At 44.1% G+C, this 17205-nt stretch carries 15 protein-coding genes; 6 read left to right on the plus strand and 9 right to left on the minus strand.

Features of this window, described 5'->3' with window-relative positions:
- Window position 1: 1 nt before the first annotated feature.
- Window positions 2-571 (plus strand): MarC family protein, encoded by a 570-nt coding sequence (locus FPZ43_RS10325; RefSeq protein ID WP_146381832.1) that lies wholly within the window; start codon window positions 2-4, stop codon window positions 569-571.
- 89 nt (window positions 572-660) lie between these two features.
- On the opposite strand, the gene FPZ43_RS10330 is transcribed toward FPZ43_RS10325, so the two are convergent.
- Window positions 661-3057: an ABC transporter permease gene (locus tag FPZ43_RS10330; protein WP_146381833.1), complete on the minus strand. Its 2397-nt coding sequence runs from the start codon at window positions 3055-3057 to the stop codon at window positions 661-663.
- A 187-nt stretch (window positions 3058-3244) separates the two neighbouring features.
- Between FPZ43_RS10330 and mgrA the strand changes: the two genes are divergently transcribed.
- The gene (gene mgrA / locus FPZ43_RS10335) at window positions 3245-4234 is read left to right on the plus strand and encodes an L-glyceraldehyde 3-phosphate reductase (RefSeq protein WP_146381834.1); all 990 of its coding nucleotides are present in this window, start codon (window positions 3245-3247) and stop codon (window positions 4232-4234) included.
- A gap of 131 nt (window positions 4235-4365) precedes the next feature.
- Window positions 4366-6825 (plus strand): DUF5686 and carboxypeptidase regulatory-like domain-containing protein, encoded by a 2460-nt coding sequence (locus tag FPZ43_RS10340; RefSeq protein WP_146381835.1) that lies wholly within the window; start codon window positions 4366-4368, stop codon window positions 6823-6825.
- Here FPZ43_RS10340 and FPZ43_RS19520 read toward each other — a convergent pair.
- The 3 genes from FPZ43_RS19520 to FPZ43_RS10350 form a co-directional block, all read right to left on the minus strand.
- Window positions 6822-7415, minus strand: a complete 594-nt coding sequence (locus FPZ43_RS19520) for a hypothetical protein (protein ID WP_261381048.1) — start codon at window positions 7413-7415, stop codon at window positions 6822-6824. The two genes, FPZ43_RS10340 and FPZ43_RS19520, sit on opposite strands and share 4 nt — an antisense overlap.
- Window positions 7416-7489: 74 nt before the next feature.
- The gene (locus FPZ43_RS19525) at window positions 7490-7891 is read right to left on the minus strand and encodes a nucleotidyltransferase domain-containing protein (RefSeq protein WP_261381049.1); all 402 of its coding nucleotides are present in this window, start codon (window positions 7889-7891) and stop codon (window positions 7490-7492) included.
- Window positions 7888-8634: a nucleotidyltransferase domain-containing protein gene (locus tag FPZ43_RS10350; RefSeq protein WP_261381050.1), complete on the minus strand. Its 747-nt coding sequence runs from the start codon at window positions 8632-8634 to the stop codon at window positions 7888-7890. Before FPZ43_RS10350 ends, FPZ43_RS19525 begins: the two co-directional genes overlap by 4 nt.
- A 98-nt stretch (window positions 8635-8732) precedes the next feature.
- Between FPZ43_RS10350 and guaA the strand changes: the two genes are divergently transcribed.
- Genes guaA through FPZ43_RS10365 form a run of 3 tightly spaced genes read left to right on the plus strand, consistent with a single transcriptional unit; the run spans window position 8733 to window position 12647 of the window.
- A complete protein-coding gene (gene guaA / locus FPZ43_RS10355; RefSeq protein ID WP_146381837.1) occupies window positions 8733-10262 on the plus strand; it encodes a glutamine-hydrolyzing GMP synthase in 1530 nt (509 codons plus the stop codon).
- A complete protein-coding gene (locus FPZ43_RS10360; RefSeq protein WP_146381838.1) occupies window positions 10219-11478 on the plus strand; it encodes an ABC transporter substrate-binding protein in 1260 nt (419 codons plus the stop codon). The genes guaA and FPZ43_RS10360 overlap by 44 nt, the downstream gene beginning before the upstream one ends.
- Complete coding sequence (locus FPZ43_RS10365; RefSeq protein ID WP_146381839.1) at window positions 11475-12647, plus strand: RsmB/NOP family class I SAM-dependent RNA methyltransferase; 1173 nt, start codon at window positions 11475-11477, stop codon at window positions 12645-12647. Before FPZ43_RS10360 ends, FPZ43_RS10365 begins: the two co-directional genes overlap by 4 nt.
- A 35-nt stretch (window positions 12648-12682) precedes the next feature.
- On the opposite strand, the gene FPZ43_RS10370 is transcribed toward FPZ43_RS10365, so the two are convergent.
- From FPZ43_RS10370 to FPZ43_RS10390, 5 genes are all read right to left on the minus strand, one after another.
- Window positions 12683-13966 carry a bifunctional folylpolyglutamate synthase/dihydrofolate synthase gene (locus tag FPZ43_RS10370; protein WP_146381840.1) on the minus strand — a complete coding sequence of 428 codons (1284 nt, stop codon included), beginning with the start codon at window positions 13964-13966 and terminating at the stop codon, window positions 12683-12685.
- 87 nt (window positions 13967-14053) lie between these two features.
- Complete coding sequence (locus tag FPZ43_RS10375; protein ID WP_146381841.1) at window positions 14054-14860, minus strand: energy transducer TonB; 807 nt, start codon at window positions 14858-14860, stop codon at window positions 14054-14056.
- 72 nt (window positions 14861-14932) lie between these two features.
- Entirely contained in the window at window positions 14933-15334 is a 402-nt protein-coding gene (locus tag FPZ43_RS10380; RefSeq protein WP_146381842.1) for an ExbD/TolR family protein, read from the minus strand.
- Complete coding sequence (locus FPZ43_RS10385; protein ID WP_391563973.1) at window positions 15331-16038, minus strand: MotA/TolQ/ExbB proton channel family protein; 708 nt, start codon at window positions 16036-16038, stop codon at window positions 15331-15333. Before FPZ43_RS10385 ends, FPZ43_RS10380 begins: the two co-directional genes overlap by 4 nt.
- Before the next feature lie 59 nt (window positions 16039-16097).
- A complete protein-coding gene (locus tag FPZ43_RS10390) occupies window positions 16098-17204 on the minus strand; it encodes an HU domain-containing protein (protein ID WP_146381844.1) in 1107 nt (368 codons plus the stop codon).
- Window position 17205: the final 1 nt, after the last annotated feature.

A 17205-nucleotide genomic window follows, 5' to 3' on the forward strand; every position in this document is an offset into this window, starting at 1 on the left:
TATGCAACCATTCATTTTCAAAGAGATCATTTCTGTTACCATGATCCTCTTTGCCATAATCGATATACTTGGCTCCATTCCTGTTATTATACAGCTGCGCCAACGCGCAGGGCATATCGAGTCGGAGAAGGCAAGTATTGCTGTATTGGTGCTCATGATCGCATTTTTGTTTCTGGGCGATGAGTTGCTTTCTGTTATCGGGTTGGACATATCATCATTTGCTATTGCCGGTTCAATAGTGATATTTATCATCGCTTTAGAAATGATCCTCGGGGTTAATTTCTTTAAAGAAGAAGTACCCGAAGCTGCCTCGATAGTCCCGCTTGCCTTCCCAATGATAGCCGGCGCAGGTACTATGACCACCTTGCTGTCATTAAAATCGCAGTATCAAACCCAGAATATAGTTGTTGGCATATTACTCAACACAGCGGTAGTTTATTTGGTGCTTAAAAACGTAAAGTGGCTCGAAAAGCTATTTGGTGTTACCGGTTTGCATATTCTGCGTAAAGCTTTTGGTGTGATACTATTGGCTATCGCCATTAAGCTTTTTAGAAGTAACTCGGGCCTGTAAGCAAGAGTCAAGAAATAAGAGTCAGGAATCAAGAAGCACCTTAAAGTACATCCTTTCCTGATTCTTGATTCTGATATCTTGAATCTAACTTACTCTGTCCTTAAACTTTTAACCGGATTTACCAATGCGGCCCTTACCGTTTGCAGGCTAATTAAAATTGCGGTTACCAGTAGTAGCGCACCAATTGCCATTGCAAAGGGCAGCGGAGTAAGGTTTACGCGGTATGCATATGCGTTTAGCCATTGATGCATTAGCATATAGGCAATGGGGCAAGCCACAAGCCCGGCAATTAACACCGTAGGCAAAAAGTCTTTAGCAAACAGCTTTACAATACCACCTACCGATGCGCCCAGTACCTTGCGAATGCCTATTTCTTTTGTGCGTTTTTGTACGTTAAGTGCAATTAAGCCAAGCACGCCAAGCAGCACTATCACCACTGTTAAAGCGGTTGCAAGGTAGCCCGCTTTTTTGAGTTGAAGTTCCGTTTTATATATTTTGGCCAGGGCTTCGTCCATAAAGCCATACTCAAACGGAGCGCCGGGCATAACTTCTGCCCATTTTTGTTGCACTGCGTTCAAGCTCTCATTGATGTTCCCCGGCTTTAATTTAATAGAAAAGTAGCGGTATAATAGTGTGCGGTTAACATTCATAATAGTAGTAGGCATAATGCGAGCAGACATGCCACCAAAAATAAAATCATCTGTAACGCCACAAATAGTTAGCGGCGGCATACCAACCGAATTAAATTGCTTACCTATGGCTTGTTGGGGCGTTTTAAAACCAAGTGCCACCCGCTGCGCGTCATTGATAACCACCAAGCCTGAGTCTGCCGGCATGTAGTTTGGCTTAAAAAATTCACCGGCTTTAACCGGGATGCCGTAGGTAACTGCGTATTGGTTATCAGCTATCATCAGCGTAGATGCAAATGCCTGCGATGGCGCATCTGCTTGTTTGTAAATTTGCAAGCCACCGCTGCTGCCACCATCGGGAATTTCCCATGACAGGCTTAGCGACTTAATTTGCGGGATCTGGCTCAGTCTGTACCTTATATCTTCCATTTTTTGTACGCCGGGTTTACTCCAGTCGCGCGGCAACTGTGCATACACCACGTAATCTTTATCGTAACCCAGGTTTTTACCGAAGAAAAGACCGATCTGTTTTGTGATAACAATAGCGCAAATGAGCACCACCAACGCAGTAGAAAACTGGAAAACAATTAAAGCGCTGCGCAACCATGTTTGGTCGGCCACTTTATGTAACTTGCCCTTAAGCGAGTCGACAGATTTCAATGCCGATAGCACAAACGCCGGGTAAACGCCGGCCAGCAAACCCACAAGCAGCGCAAAAGCAAAGGGGAATAAATATACGTACCAAGGGTAAGCAAATAATAATGGAATCTGCGAATCCAACAGTTCAATAAAGAATGGACGCCCCAATGCGTAAAACGCCAAAGCCACCAGCGTTGATATCAGCACCATAATTACCGATTCGGTAAGGAACTGCCATATCAGTTGCCTCCGCAACCCGCCTAATACTTTGCGTATACCCATTTCTTTTGAGCGTTGCCCCGAACGGCTAATGCAGATGTTTACAAAGTTTATTACCGCCATAGCCAGGATAAACAACGCAATGGCCGATAGCGTGTAAATCATCCTTTTGATTTGGCCGGTAAAATAATAGTCTTTAAGTGATACGAGGTAAGGCTCAAGATTATCGGCTATTTGTTTCGGTGCATTTTGTTTTATAAGCCGTTTCATGGGGGTAAGCAGGGCCTCGGGCTTTACGCCTTCTTTCAGTTCAATAAGGCCAACGGTAACCGTATTGTTCCAGCCATCCAGGCTGCGGCCCATATATTTTGCCGCTGCAGCCGGTAAAAAGAAAGTGCTGTTGCTTTGATCGATAACGTTGGTAACCGAATTTTTAGGCAGTTTAGCCAGCACGCCCGTTACTGTAAAGTCATGGCGTTCGCCCTTGAAGTTTTCGATATTGAGCGTTTGCCCAACCACATCTGTTTTGCCAAAGTATTTGATGGCTTTATCATCAGTAATTACAACAGAAAACGGATCATTTAAGGCCGTGTTAGTATCGCCGTGCAATAATTTAAAACCGTACACGTTAAAAAAAGTGCTATCCCCAACTTGCAGGCTTTCGCGGAAATGCTTGTCACCTTTTGATACGGTAGAGCTTACGCCATCCCAGTGATAGTAGTTGACCACAAGGGTAGGGTATTCATCCTTTAATGCCTTTGGTATAGGTGCCAATGAAGTAAGAACGTAACCCATGTTTGGGTCTTTCCATTTGCTTTGAACGATGTATTGATTGCCGGCGTTTTTCAGATCACCGTTCACGCTTGTTTCGTTCCAGATATACCCGCCAATAAGCATGGTAAAGGCAATACCCACAGACAGGCCGAATATATTGATGATCGAAAAAAGTTTATGCTTGATGATGTTGCGCCAGGCAATAATAAAGTAATTGTGCAGCATATGTGAGGCTTTAGTTAAAACTAAGGTATTGGCTAAAGTGCATCAACAGAAAAGATTAACACTTTTTAACAAGGGGCGGTTTTTATGATGACTTGCATACCGGGAATACGCGTCGTTGATTATTTAATTCGCTAAATTCTTTTAATTCTATAATTTCGGGTTCAGACAAAACCCAAACTAAAAACCTATGAGCTACCAACCATCAGCAGATAGATACAAAAAAATGCGTTACCGCCGTTGCGGTAAAAGTGGCATAAAGCTGCCCGAAATTTCATTAGGGCTGTGGCACAACTTCGGCCATGTGGATGTGATGGAAAACTTCCGCCAGATATTGCACCTTGCTTTTGATAGCGGTATTACACATTTCGACCTGGCCAACAACTACGGCCCGCCCCCGGGATCGGCCGAAACCAATTTTGGTAAAATACTCAAAGAGGATTTTGCAGGCTACCGCGATGAAATGATCATTAGCAGTAAAGCAGGATACACCATGTGGGACGGCCCTTACGGTGATTGGGGTTCAAAAAAATACTTGGTGTCCAGCCTGGATCAAAGCCTTAAACGTATGGATTTGGACTATGTAGATATTTTTTACCACCATCGCCCCGATCCGGAAACGCCTTTGGAAGAAACAATGGCCGCCCTTGATCTTATTGTGCGACAGGGAAAAGCCTTGTATGCAGGCATATCCAACTACCCGGCTGCCGAAGCCGAAAAGGCCATCGGGATGCTGAAAAAAATGGGTACGCCATGCCTTATCCATCAGCCCAAATACTCCATGTTTGTGCGCGAGCCCGAGCAGGGATTGCTGGATGTTTTGGGTAACGAGGGTGTTGGCTGTATTCCGTTTTCGCCATTAGCGCAGGGCTTGCTAACAAACAAATATTTGCACGGTATTCCTGAAGACTCAAGGGCTGCAAAGTCAACCGGTTTTTTACAGGAAAGCCAGGTAACCGAAGAGGTAATCAATAAAATTAAACAACTTAATGCCCTGGCCGAACAACGCGGGCAGACCCTCGCCCAAATGGCATTAGCCTGGTTGCTGAAGGACGAGCGCGTAACGTCGGTACTGATCGGCGCAAGCAAACCCGCCCAATTAGCCGACTCGTTAAAAGCGCTTGATAATGTCGATTTCAGCAGTGATGAGCTGCAGAAAATTGAAGCCATTTTAGGTTAATTGATAACCACACCGCAAATCAAGGGCATAATTTTAAAAATTATGCCCTTTTGCTTTAACAATATTTAACAACCCGCGTCCAACCAACTTTAGTAACTTACGCACCAAAGCCCTAATCCGCACACTACCGCATGAAAAAAGCTATACTGCTACTTTTATTTTCTTTTACCGCATCATGGTTATATGCACAGGATATTACCTTTAAAGGCAGCATTACCGATGACGCAGGCAAGGGCGTGCCTTTTGCAACTGTATACGTGAAGGGCACAAATAAGGGGACATCTGCAAACAGTGAAGGCGAATACAATCTGAGCATTAAGGCGGGCACTTATGATGTACTGTTTAAGGCTGTAGGTTACAAACAGGAAAGCAGGCGAATAGATCTGACCCGCAGTCAGGCAGTCAATATTTCATTAAAGCCCGAACTGTACGAACTTAAGGAAGTTGCCATACGCGCCGGGGCAGAAGATCCTGCTTATGCTATCATCCGCAAGGCTATTAAAAAACGCAAAAGTTACCTTAACGAAGTTGATGCTTACACCTGCGAAGTTTATATAAAAGGATTGCAGAAGCTGCTTGCCGCGCCTAAAAAGTTTTTAGGGGTTGATATCCAGAAAATAGCACGCGAGAACGGTCTCGACTCCAACCGCCGGGGTATTGTTTACCTGTCGGAGTCACAATCAAAATATAGCTATATGCGGCCAGGGCAGGTGCATGAAGAGGTGATCTCGTCCAAATTTTCGGGTAGCAACAGGGCTTTTACTTTCAATCGCGCGTCAGACATGCGGGTTAATTTTTACGAGAACCTGCAAAACTGGGAAGGCTTAAGCGCAAGGCCGCTGGTATCGCCAATTGCCGATAATGCGCTATCATACTATAAATACAAATGGATGGGCATCAGTATCGAAAACGGTGAGACTATCAACAAGATACTGGTTATGCCAAGGCGCGAGTCTGACCCTTGCTTTAGCGGATACATATATGTGATGGAGGATACCTGGCGCCTGCACAGCGTGGGTTTGTACTTAACCAAAAAGGCAAACATTAACTTTGTGGATACGCTTAACGTAAGCCAGGAATTTTTCCCGGTAAACGGCAAGGTTTGGATGCCGGCTTCTATTAAGTTTGATTTTAAGGGCGGTTTCCTGGGCTTTAAGTTTGCCGGTTATTTTATATCGCTTTACAAAGACTATGACATCAACCCAAAGCTTGACAAAAGCCAGTTTGCAGAAGTGTTGCGCATAACAAAGGGTGTAAATAAAAAGGATTCGGCTTACTGGGAACAGGAGCGCCCCATCCCCTTAACCGAAGAGGAGAAAACGGACTATCAGAAAAAAGCTGTATTAGCCGCCAAGCGCGAATCAAAGCCCTACCTTGACTCGCTCGACAGGGTAAACAATCGCCTTAACCCAGTAAAGCTTTTGCTTAGCGGCTACCGCTACCGTAACCGCTACGATAAGGAATATTATAATTTCGACCCGATACTAAGCTCACTGCTTTATAATACGGTAGAGGGTTTTGCCATCAATTACGGCGCATCATTTACCAAACAGATAGATAGTGCCAATAACCGTTACTTTAGCATATATGGCAGGGCGCGCTACGGTTTCTCCAATAAGCTATTTAACGCAAACGGCGGGATTGTGCTTCCTGCCGGCCCGGTTACGCTGAACCTTGCGGGTGGGTCCGACGTGTTGGATATGAATAACCGCCAGCCTATATCCACCTTTGTTAACACGGCTTATACCTTGCTTGATAGGCGCAACCTACAAAAGCTTTATCAAAAGCAGTATGTTTCAATTGCAGCATCAACGCGCATCAGCGGCGGCTGGCTGGCAAGCGCATCGGCAGAGTGGGCCAATCGCAAATGGTTAAGCAATACGGCAAATTATAGCATCTTTCATCCTAAGAACCGTGAGTTTACATCCAACAACCCGCTTAATCCAGGTTTAGATGTGCCTTTGTTTCCTGATAATCAGTCGTTTAAAATTAGTGCCCGCACCAGTTACAACTTTAGCAACAAGTACGAAACCTATCCATCAGGCAGAAGATACCTGCCTTCAGATTACCCGACGATAGGCCTGAACTTTACCAAGGCTGTTAAAAACGTATTTGGTTCTGACGTGGATTACAGCCTATTATCGGCAGATATCGCTAAAGATGATATCCCGGTAGGCTTGTACGGCAAAACTTCGTTTTACATTAGTGCGGGGAAATTCTTAAACAAGAATAACCTTTACTATACCGATTATCGCCATTTCTCGGGCAACGAAACGTTCTTTTATAAGGCCGGCACAAATAAGTTTTTGCTGCTGGATCTTTATCAATACAGCACAGGCGATAAATACCTGGAAGCTCATGTGGAACACAATTTCCTGGGGTTGCTGATGGGCAAATTGCCAGGCATACGTAAGCTTAAACTGCAGGAAGTGGTAGATGTAAATTATCTATCTACGCCAACGCTTAAAAACTACACCGAGTTAGGCATAGGCCTGCAAAGCCCTGCTGGCTTGCGGATAATGTACGGCGTATCATTCAATAACGCCGGCGGTACTACTAACAGGGCTGTAAGGCTGGCGTTTGGGTTTTAGGATTTATAAAGATGTTCACGGATTTCATAAACCAATGCCTCTGCCGCAGTAGTATTTGGATGGTCGGGCAGATTTGATTTTAGATACAATTCATCAATCCTGAGCAATTTCTCGTCTATCATGTTCATTAGTTCCTGAAATTCAAATTTGCCGCTTCGTATGCTCAACAAAAAGTCCCTGTCTGACCGATGAACTTGCACTTCGTGGTGTAATGCAATTTCTTCAGCCATATTTAGCAGCCTAAAAGTGTGCATCATATTTTTTGTATCGTAATTTTTACCGTTCGATAGCGTGTTTTCATATCTTTTTTGATTGCGCTTTCGTTCCCAATCCATATATTCTTTATAGTTACGGCAATAAATAGAATACGAGTCTTTATTAAATATCATGGTGCCAGACGGCAGCAATCCTTTTGGCACCGAGCTTAACTGTACATCATCCGCATCCGGCCCGGAAGCAATGCCTTTAAAAGATGCGTTGTCTGAATTTCTGCTTGATATATATACTAAATAAACATTTCTAAAATGATCGATGTTTACCAGTCCGCAATTCTCTTGCAGTACGTTGTTATGTGATAGCCATTCATTCAAAGAAATGCTACCATTGCCTTCAATTATATAGCAAAAATCGAGTATACTTTTGCGTTCTTTGTCTACTGGGTTATTTATTTTTTGTTTAGCCCGCGCGCTTTCTTCACTTGGGTTTGTGCATATCCTGCAAATGTATCCTTGCAAAGTTTAGATAGGAAATCGGCAGGCTTTATCAAATCCATTATCGGATGCCTGTAAAGCACATGTGATTTTGGAGTATTTAAAAGTTCGAGGATATTAGGATTATTCTTTAATAAAAGTTCCAAAAAACGCCTCACTTCAAAATAAACCTCATCGTTTGAATCATTATTAAGTTGTTCCTGATATCCAAAGCCATAAAATTCCTTTTTCGACGTAAAAAATACGCCTTTCTTATCTGTGTCAGATTCAGGTAGATTTAAGTTGTATGCATTGCTACCACTAATGCAATCCAATAAAATATTCTTTTTCGTAGCAATCAGTTGTTCGTAGGTCATGCCGAAATGTATTTCCTGAAAATGATATCTAATTCATTCGTAGTGTTTTTAGTTGTTGGCAATTGTTCAACTTGTAATTTGCAGTTTTCAATCACATCACTAATCCAAGTATTTAAAATAGGTACAGCTTTTACAAGCGTTTTCTCGTCACTAATGGCTTTTAATTTTAATAAGTTATTCACCTCCGTTTGAAAATTACTTTCATTAACCAATACCCTGAGTCTGTCAAACTCCATAGGCGGAAGCTCATGTTTCTCGACAATCCACTTACAAGCTAAAGCTGACCTTAATCCATAGAAATATCTCTTTATTTTAACTTCACTTTCTTGTAGGTCATTATTGAAAGTGTTTATGGCCATTGATAAATAATGATTTCCACCGGCTTTCAATGAGTAGTATTTGTGCATTAGCGACCGCAATTCTTCTGCAAAACCATAATCTTCCCTATATACAATTGGAGACTGTAACCATTCATACAGTGGGGAGTTTGATTTGAGAAAAAGCTTCAATGCTTTTTTAATATCCCAGCCACCAATATCCAGCAAATCGTTTACAGGTAAATCAATTACATCCCTTAGTTCTGTAATACTCAAATATGAATCAACGTTGCCAGCGTATATAAATCTAACATCGAAATCACTGTCAGGTGATTTAAACCCCCACGCGCGACTTCCTGATTCGCAAGCGTACAATAACTTGATGTGGTGTGTGCTTTGTAACTCTTTTAGTTTCTCTTTTATCATAGCTTGCATAGCACGCAATTTACAAGATTAGCTTTTATCGTATCAAACTTTGCAAAATTTCCGCTTTCCAACGTCCACTCAAAAGCTTATCTTTGCCCATGCAAGAAAAAATCCTCATTCTTGACTTCGGCTCGCAGTTTACCCAACTCATCGCGCGCCGTGTCAGGGAGCTCAATATCTACTGTGAGATCCACCCATACAATAAGTTTCCGGAAGTTGACAGCAGCGTAAAAGGTATTATCCTTTCGGGCAGCCCTTATTCTGTTCGCCAGGAAGATGCACCTCATTTCGAGTTTGCTAAGTACCATACAACCATGCCAATTTTGGGTGTTTGTTATGGCGCACAGTATGTTGCACATTTTAACGGTGGCGAGGTATTGCCATCGAGCACACGTGAGTATGGCCGTGCAAACCTGCAGTTTATTGACAATGCAAGCCCGTTGTTAAAGGATATCCCAGCAGCATCGCAGGTTTGGATGTCGCATGGGGATACTATTGCACGCATTGCTGACGATTTTGAAGTTATTGCAAGTACAGACAGTGTAAAGGTTGCGGCCTACCACGTTAAAGGTACTGATACATATGGCATACAGTTTCACCCGGAAGTAACCCACAGCACGGATGGCAAGCAGTTGCTGCAAAACTTTCTGGTTGACATTTGCGGCTGTGCGCAGGATTGGACACCCGACTCATTTATTGAAACCACCATTGCAGAACTGAAGGCTAAGCTTGGTAATGATAAAGTTGTGTTAGGTTTATCGGGCGGGGTAGATTCATCTGTTGCGGCAGTGTTGCTGCACCAGGCAATTGGAGCAAACCTGCATTGTATTTTTGTTGATAACGGCTTATTGCGTAAAGATGAGTTTGAATCTGTTTTAGACTCATACAAGCACATGGGCCTCAATATAAAAGGCATCGACGCTAAAGATCGTTTTTACGATGCATTGGCAGGCCTTAAAGACCCGGAGAAGAAGCGTAAAGCCATTGGCCGCGTTTTCATCGAAGTATTTGATGATGCCGCCCACGAAGTGCAGGGTGTTAGCTGGTTAGGCCAGGGCACAATTTATCCTGACGTTATCGAGTCTGTTTCGGTAAAAGGTCCGTCGGCAACTATTAAATCGCACCACAACGTAGGTGGCCTGCCCGATTTTATGAAGCTTAAAGTTGTTGAGCCGCTAAACACTTTATTTAAAGATGAAGTGCGTAAAGTTGGTGCAGCCTTAGGCATCGATCAAAACATTTTGGGTCGCCACCCATTCCCGGGCCCGGGTTTGGCTATCAGGATATTAGGCGATGTAACGCCCGAGAAGGTTGACATACTGCAACAGGCCGATGCGATTTACATCAACAATTTACGCTCTGCCGGTGTTTATGACAAAGTATGGCAAGCAGGCGCTATATACTTGCCGGTACAATCGGTAGGTGTTATGGGCGACGAACGTACTTACGAAAACGTTGTTTGTTTGCGTGCGGTAGAGTCATTAGATGGTATGACGGCCGATTGGTGCCATTTACCTTATGATTTGCTGGCCAAAATATCTAACGAGATCATTAATAATGTTAAGGGCATAAACCGGGTAGTATATGACATCAGCTCGAAACCACCGGCTACCATTGAGTGGGAATAAGTGGTTATTTCTTGTTATTGCAATAATTTTAGGCGCTTGCTCGCCTAAAGTTGTTCGCGTACCCGTAAGTGAAAAGTCCAAGCCTCAAAAGCCGCCTATGGTGGCGGATAAGGCCGATAATAACAAGCCTGTAAAAGCCAGCGAAGAAAAAGTATCAAATATTGCATTGATACTTCCTTTGGGGCTTGATCATTTGGCTCCCGGTAAAACTTTTACAACCGCCGATGCCACACAGGCAAACCTTTCGGCCGATTATTACCAGGGCTTTAAACTCGGGCTCGATTCGCTTACTGCCGGTGGCGCCAATTTTAAGCTTCAGGTTTATGATAGCAAGGGCGATGTTGCTCAGGCTCACAGCCTTGCCTATAACCCGCAGGTGCGCAGCAGCGACCTGATAGTTGGCCCCGTGTTTCCGGACGATGTAAAGTCATTTACATCGGTTTTAACTTCGGCTCGTAAGCCTATCGTGTCGCCTTTGTCGCCCGCTGCGCCGGCTACGTTTAAAAACCAAAACCTGGTTACCATGACACCTCCGCTTGAGTATCATGCAATGGGGGCAGCTACTTTTATAGCCAAAGAAATGGGCCCTAAAAAAGTGTTCATCCTTAGCTCGGGTTTTAGCGATGAAAAGCTATACACAAGCCCTTTTAAACGTACTATCGATAGCCTGAGCAAGCGTAAGATCCAAGTGGTATATTTTACTGTAACACGAGGAAACCTTACGCCGCTTGTTGCGCAACTTAATAACAAGGTGCAAAACGTTTTTATAGTACCGTCAACCAAGCAATCATTTTTGATGGTTACGTTACGCTCGCTCGATACCCTTGCCAATAAGTTCCCGGTAACGCTGTTTGGCCACCCTAACTGGGAGAAATATGCATTTCTGAAGGTTGGACTATTGCAAAAGCTTAAAACACACATTACATCATCAGATAAGATAGATTATAAGGCAACTGCCACGAATACTTTTATACGTAATTACCGCAGAGCCTATAAAGCCGAACCAAGTGATTACTCATTTAAGGGGTTCGACCAAGCCATGTATTTTGGAGAGCTTTTAGCAAAGGATGACAAGAGCTATACCGAGCCCGAGGAGCATGACTTTACCGGACTGCACAACAGCTTTCATTTTATAAAAAAACCGGGGCAGGGCTGGATCAATACGCATGTTGATGTATTGGAATATAAGAACTTTGAATTAAAAAAGGCCGAATGAAAGCCATAAATCAGCTTAAGACGTTTCAGCGCATACTTGCCGAGTATCCGGCTGATACCCCCTTAAGCAAATTTTTGCCCGGTTTTTATCGACAGAATAAGCAAATGGGCTCAACCGACCGAAAGGTTGCAGGCAGGCTTATTTATAACTATTTCAGACTGGGCCGGGCCTTGCCAAACCTGCCGCCCAAAGATCGTTTAATGGTTGCCGAGTTTTTGTGCAACTCGCAAAGCAATTCATTTTTACTGCATTTTAAACCGGAGTGGGAAGCCTGTATTGGCTTTAGTATCGATGATAAGATAGCTTTGGTTAAAACGGCTTACCCGGATTTTAAGCTGGAAGATGTATTTCCCTGGACGGATCAATTGTCTGCTGATATAGATAAAAAGGCTTTCCTTAAATCATTTTTTGTACAGCCCGACCTGTTTATTCGTGTAAACCAAAAGTTTGAGTCGCAGGTAAAAGCCGAGTTAACAAAGGCCGGTATTGCATTTAAGGATGAGGGCAACAATTGCCTTTCATTGCCTAACGGCACACGGTTAGATGCAATTTTTGCCAACCAGCATTGGTTTGAGGTGCAGGATCTGTCGTCGCAACAAACAGCAAATTACTTTAAGCCGCAGCGCTGGGACAGCTGGTGGGATGCCTGTGCAGCATCGGGCGGGAAATCGTTGTTATTACATAGCCTGCAACCTGATATTAAGTTGGTAGTATCTGATATCCGCGAGTCTATTTTAGCCAACCTCGATGAGCGCTTTCAACAAGCCGGGCTAATGAAGTATCAAAAAAAGCTGCTTGACCTTACCGAAAATAACGAACAACTACTATATAATTATGCCTTCGACGGGATCATTTTAGACGCGCCCTGCAGCGGATCGGGCACGTGGGGCCGCACACCGGAGATGATATCTCAATTCGAGATGCACAAGGCTGATTTTTTTAAGCGCTTGCAGCAAAACATCATACCTAACGTTGCCAAGCACCTTAAGCCCGGCAAGCCACTTATTTATATTACTTGCTCCGCCTTCCATGCCGAAAATGAAGATGCGGTAAATTTTATAACCGAGCAGCTTGGCCTTCAGTTAGAAGAAATGCAGGTACTTAAAGGCTACTCGCACAAAGCCGATACCATGTTTGTTGCCAGGTTGGTAGCGCCGGTGTCAACCTAACGCGACGAGCTATCATCCCGCTTAAGCTTATTATCTCAAACTACTTCTGCAACTACGAAGGTGCTTCCTCCAACAAACACAAGGTCATGTTTGCCTGCCTTTGCCTGAGCAGCCTTTAATGCGCTTGTAACTGATGGGTAGGCCTGGCCTGTAAACCCAAATGCTGCGGCTTGCTCTCTCAGGTTTTCTGCATCAAGCCCGCGTGGGATATCAGGTTTACAAAAGTAATAGGTGGCATTGGCAGGGAGCATGGCAAGTACCTTGCTGATGTCTTTATCGTTAACCATGCCTATCACAAAGTGCAGCCTTTCATACTGTACCGATGCAATGTTTTTCAGCACTTCGCGTATGCCTTCGGGGTTGTGGCCTGTATCACAAATTGTTAGCGGCTGCCGGCTCAATATTTCCCAGCGGCCATGTAGCCCGGTAAGTAATTTTACCTGCTTCAATGCCGTAGCGATATGCTCATCACTTATATCGAAGCCTTGTTTGCGTAATTCATCAACAGCCGTAAGTACCGTTTTTAAATTTTTTTGCTGATATGTACCTGTTAAATCTAATTGCAGGTTATAGTCGTTTTCAATACCACTTATGGCAATATTCAATAGGCCATTTACGTCAATGTCTGCATTCACTATATGCCAGGCTTCGGAAGCAAAGCGGATAGGGGCGTTCTCGAGCAGTGCCTTATCAGCGAAGATATCGGCAACTTCCTGCTGAAATTCCCCAATTACTACAGGAGTATATGATTTAATGATGCCTGCTTTTTCCCCTGCTATCAATTGCAGCGTGTTGCCAAGCATGTTCATGTGGTCCCAGCCTATATTGGTGATTACAGATAACAGCGGGTTGATAATGTTTGTAGAATCGAGCCTGCCGCCTAAGCCTACCTCTATAACGGCAATATCCACCTGCTCCGTAGCAAAAACATCAAAAGCAAGGGCAACGGTCATTTCAAAAAAAGATGGCTGTATGGCGGCAAAATCCGGCTGGTGCTTAGCTACAAAATCAATTACGGTTTCCTCAGAAATCATCTGCCCGTTTATACGGATCCGTTCCCGAAAATCTTTTAGATGCGGGGAGGTGTAAAGCCCCGTTTTGCATCCGGCCGTTTGCAGGATAGCTGCCAACATGTGCGATGTTGAACCTTTGCCGTTGGTACCACCCACGTGAATGCTCTTGAACCTATTTTGCGGTTGGCCTAATATGTCGCAAAGTGCAATGGTATTGGTAAGATTTTTTTTAAATGCCGATGCGCCGTCGCGCGTAAACATGGGCAGTTGCGTGTATAAGTATTGAAGGGTGTCTTGGTAGTTCATGGCGGCTACTTAATTAGTTCATGTCCGAACTAATCTTCATGCACAAAGTTAAGGGCAAACTGTTAACTTACTAATGCAAACAGCGAATTAATGGCGTTTGAAAACGAATACCACATTACCGCGTTGCTCGTCACTATTCTCAACCGCGCTGACTCTCGAGTTTTTAACAGCATCAACACATCTTTGCAATAACGAGTTATCTGCAATAGTGGTACCCCTGCCAACGGCTGCGTAAATAATGGTACCATCTTTATCAACACGAATGTCTACCACTACCTTGCCTTCGTTACGCCCGTCATCGCTCACATTTGGCTTGCTTACAAAATTGCGCTGGGTAAGGTTAAGGCCGCCGCCATTACCGCTGCCTGTGCCGTTGTAATTATTTGTGAGCGTGGTGCCCGTAGTTTTGCCCTGGTTGCCCGGTGTGTTGCCGGTACCATCGCCAGCGCCTGTGCCGTTGTTGGTTTTACCTTTGTATAAAGCGTTTTGGTTAACACTTGGCTTTGCTTCTGTTTTGGTTGGCGTTGTAGCTACCGTATTGCTCGGCGCTTTTGAGTTCGCTGTTACTTCGGGCGCGTCCTCGTTGGTTTGGGTAACCACGTTCTTATCACTGTTATCAGCCTGCACTTTTTCTTCGGTAGGTGGGGCTGGAGTTACTTTATCAGGTTTGGAGTTGTTGGCTTTTTCGGCTACAGAGGGTTCTTCAGTGCTCATGTAGTCGCTGCCCATACCTTCATCAACGGTACCGTAATTTACCAATATGCCGCCTGTACCTTCTTGAGCCGGCGCAGGCTCGCGGAAAACAATAAAATAGCACATAGCAATAACCGCCGCAAGTATTACACCTGTAGCCGCAAATGCCTTTGGATAATTGTTTTCTTCTCTGTATTCCATTTTAGTTCAGTGTGCAGTTGTTAGTAGGCCGTGTGCAGTTGATTTGCAAACTGTAAACTTTCTTACTGTAAACTACCCCTTAGGCTCGGTGGCCAATACCATTTTAATATTTAATTTTTGTGCTATATCCATTACCTGCACCACATCCTGTATGGCAACCGTGCGGTCAACATACAATACGATGGTAAGCTCGGTTGCCATGCTTTTGTATGATTGTAACGTTGGCTGCAACTGGTCAACAGGGGTTGGCTTTTTATCAACCGTGTAGTTCAGGTTTTTATCTATCGAAACGTTGATGGTTTTTTTAGATACCGACTGCCCGCTTGATGATTTTGGCAGCATCAGCTTAACTACGTTGGGATTGGTAACGGTAGACGCAATAAGGAAGAATAACAGCAGGAAAAACATGATGTCGTTCATGGCCGAGGTGTGTACCTCTGCCGATGCGCCCCTGTGTCTTTTTCTTAAGTTCATTTGCTTGGTTCCTCTAACAGGTCAATAAATTCGATGGCATCCGTTTCAAGTTTCAGTATCACTTTATCAACCATCATATTTAAAATGTGGTAGCATACATAGGCAATGATACCCACAAATAAACCGGCTGCCGATGTAACCATTTTTACGTATAAACCGCCTGATATTACACCCATGCTGATGTTATCGGTTTTTGATATATCATAAAAGATCTTGATAACCCCGGCAATGGTACCCAGGAACCCAAACATCGGCGCTATACCGGCTACTATACCAATGATGCCTATGTTTTTCTCCAATTTTGAAACCTCAAGTTTGCCCACGTTTTCAATGGCGCCTTCAATGTCTTTAATAGGGCGGCCAATACGTAGTAACCCTTTTTGCAGCATACGGCCAAGCGGCGAGTTGCTGTTACGGCAAATAGCAATAGCCGACTCAAGGTTGCCCGATTGTACACTGCTGCGCACCTGGGTCATTAAATGTGATTCGTTTTTTGAGGCCTTGCGGATAGTGAAAAAGCGTTCGAAAAATATAACGAGGCCAAGTACAGCAAGGATACCGATAGGTATCATTACCCAACCACCTTTTATAAGCAAATCGCCAAACCTTAATTCTTCATCGGGTAGTTTTGCCAGTTGCTGGGTGGCCTGTTGTGCGGTATCAATAAGCTTTGCAGCTGTATCTGTAACCTGCATAAGTAACATCATATTGAGCTATAAAATTAGTGAGTGTTTAATTGTTAACTGATTTTGGTTGGCTTTTATTACTTTTTGTAGGGCTGCACAAAAAGATCTGCATCCTTTAGCTTCCCTTTATGATCGGTAAGGAGTTTGCGTTTCAAGGCATCGGCCTCATCCCATGTTTTAAAGGTACCAACGGTGATTTTAACTTTACGGCCCGGCACATTTTCCAATATATGCGCTGGTATACCCATTGACTTGTAATTGCTGATGGCTTTATTTGCTTTTTCGGGCGAATCGAATGATCCGGCCAGTACTTCAAACCTTGGGCCTGTTATGGTTTCGGTTGCGGGTATGGCAACTTTTTTATCTGGCTCGCCACGTTTAACTATGGATACCGTGTCCTCGTCATATTGGGGAGTCTGCGCGCTGTCAACAACAATTGCCCGGGTAGGCTTCTTCTCAGGCACCCGTTTACGCACACGGGGAGTATCGGTTGCTGTTGCCGGCGTTACATCCTTTTTAGAGCCTTCAAATATATCAGGACTATATTTTTGGAGCAGTATGTAAGTCAACCCACAAAATAACACGATGAGCACTATGGCAACCAGTATAGATGTAATGCGCCTGCGGCGGGTAAGATTTACTAAATAAGCCTCATGCTCTTCGTCGGTATCAAACCGTGGTACGTCAACGTCCGATTGATATGTGGCTGTATCTATTGAAGCAGCCTCCTGTAAACGTTCTGCCTCCATAGCGGCCGCCTGCTCATCAGGATTAATACCCTTTTTAAACAGACGCAAAGTAGGCAGACCAAAAAACTCGGCATCGCTATCAATGCTATTGTTTGACCGAAAGGCAAGGCCCGATGTATTGGTGTAAAACCAACCAACCTCGCCAAGCGGTACTTCGCTGCCAATAGCCTGCTGCCTTAACGAGGTGACAAACTTTTCGGTAAAGTATTTGGATGATGCCAGCGATATGTTCTTATTATCAGCAATATACTGGGCCAGTGTATCGTCATCAAGTGACTGCTGATCAAACTGAATGCTGTAGCACGGCGGGTAAAACCTACCTTCCTTTTCGTTATAGTAGCCATTTACACGTGTGTGCGCAAAGTAGCCAAGACCAGGCACATTAACTTCGCCATGCTGCCCAAGCAGTTCGCTTATAAAATAGCCTACATCCATT

The sequence above is a fragment of the Mucilaginibacter pallidiroseus genome, from assembly GCF_007846085.1.
Lineage (GTDB): Bacteria > Bacteroidota > Bacteroidia > Sphingobacteriales > Sphingobacteriaceae > Mucilaginibacter > Mucilaginibacter pallidiroseus.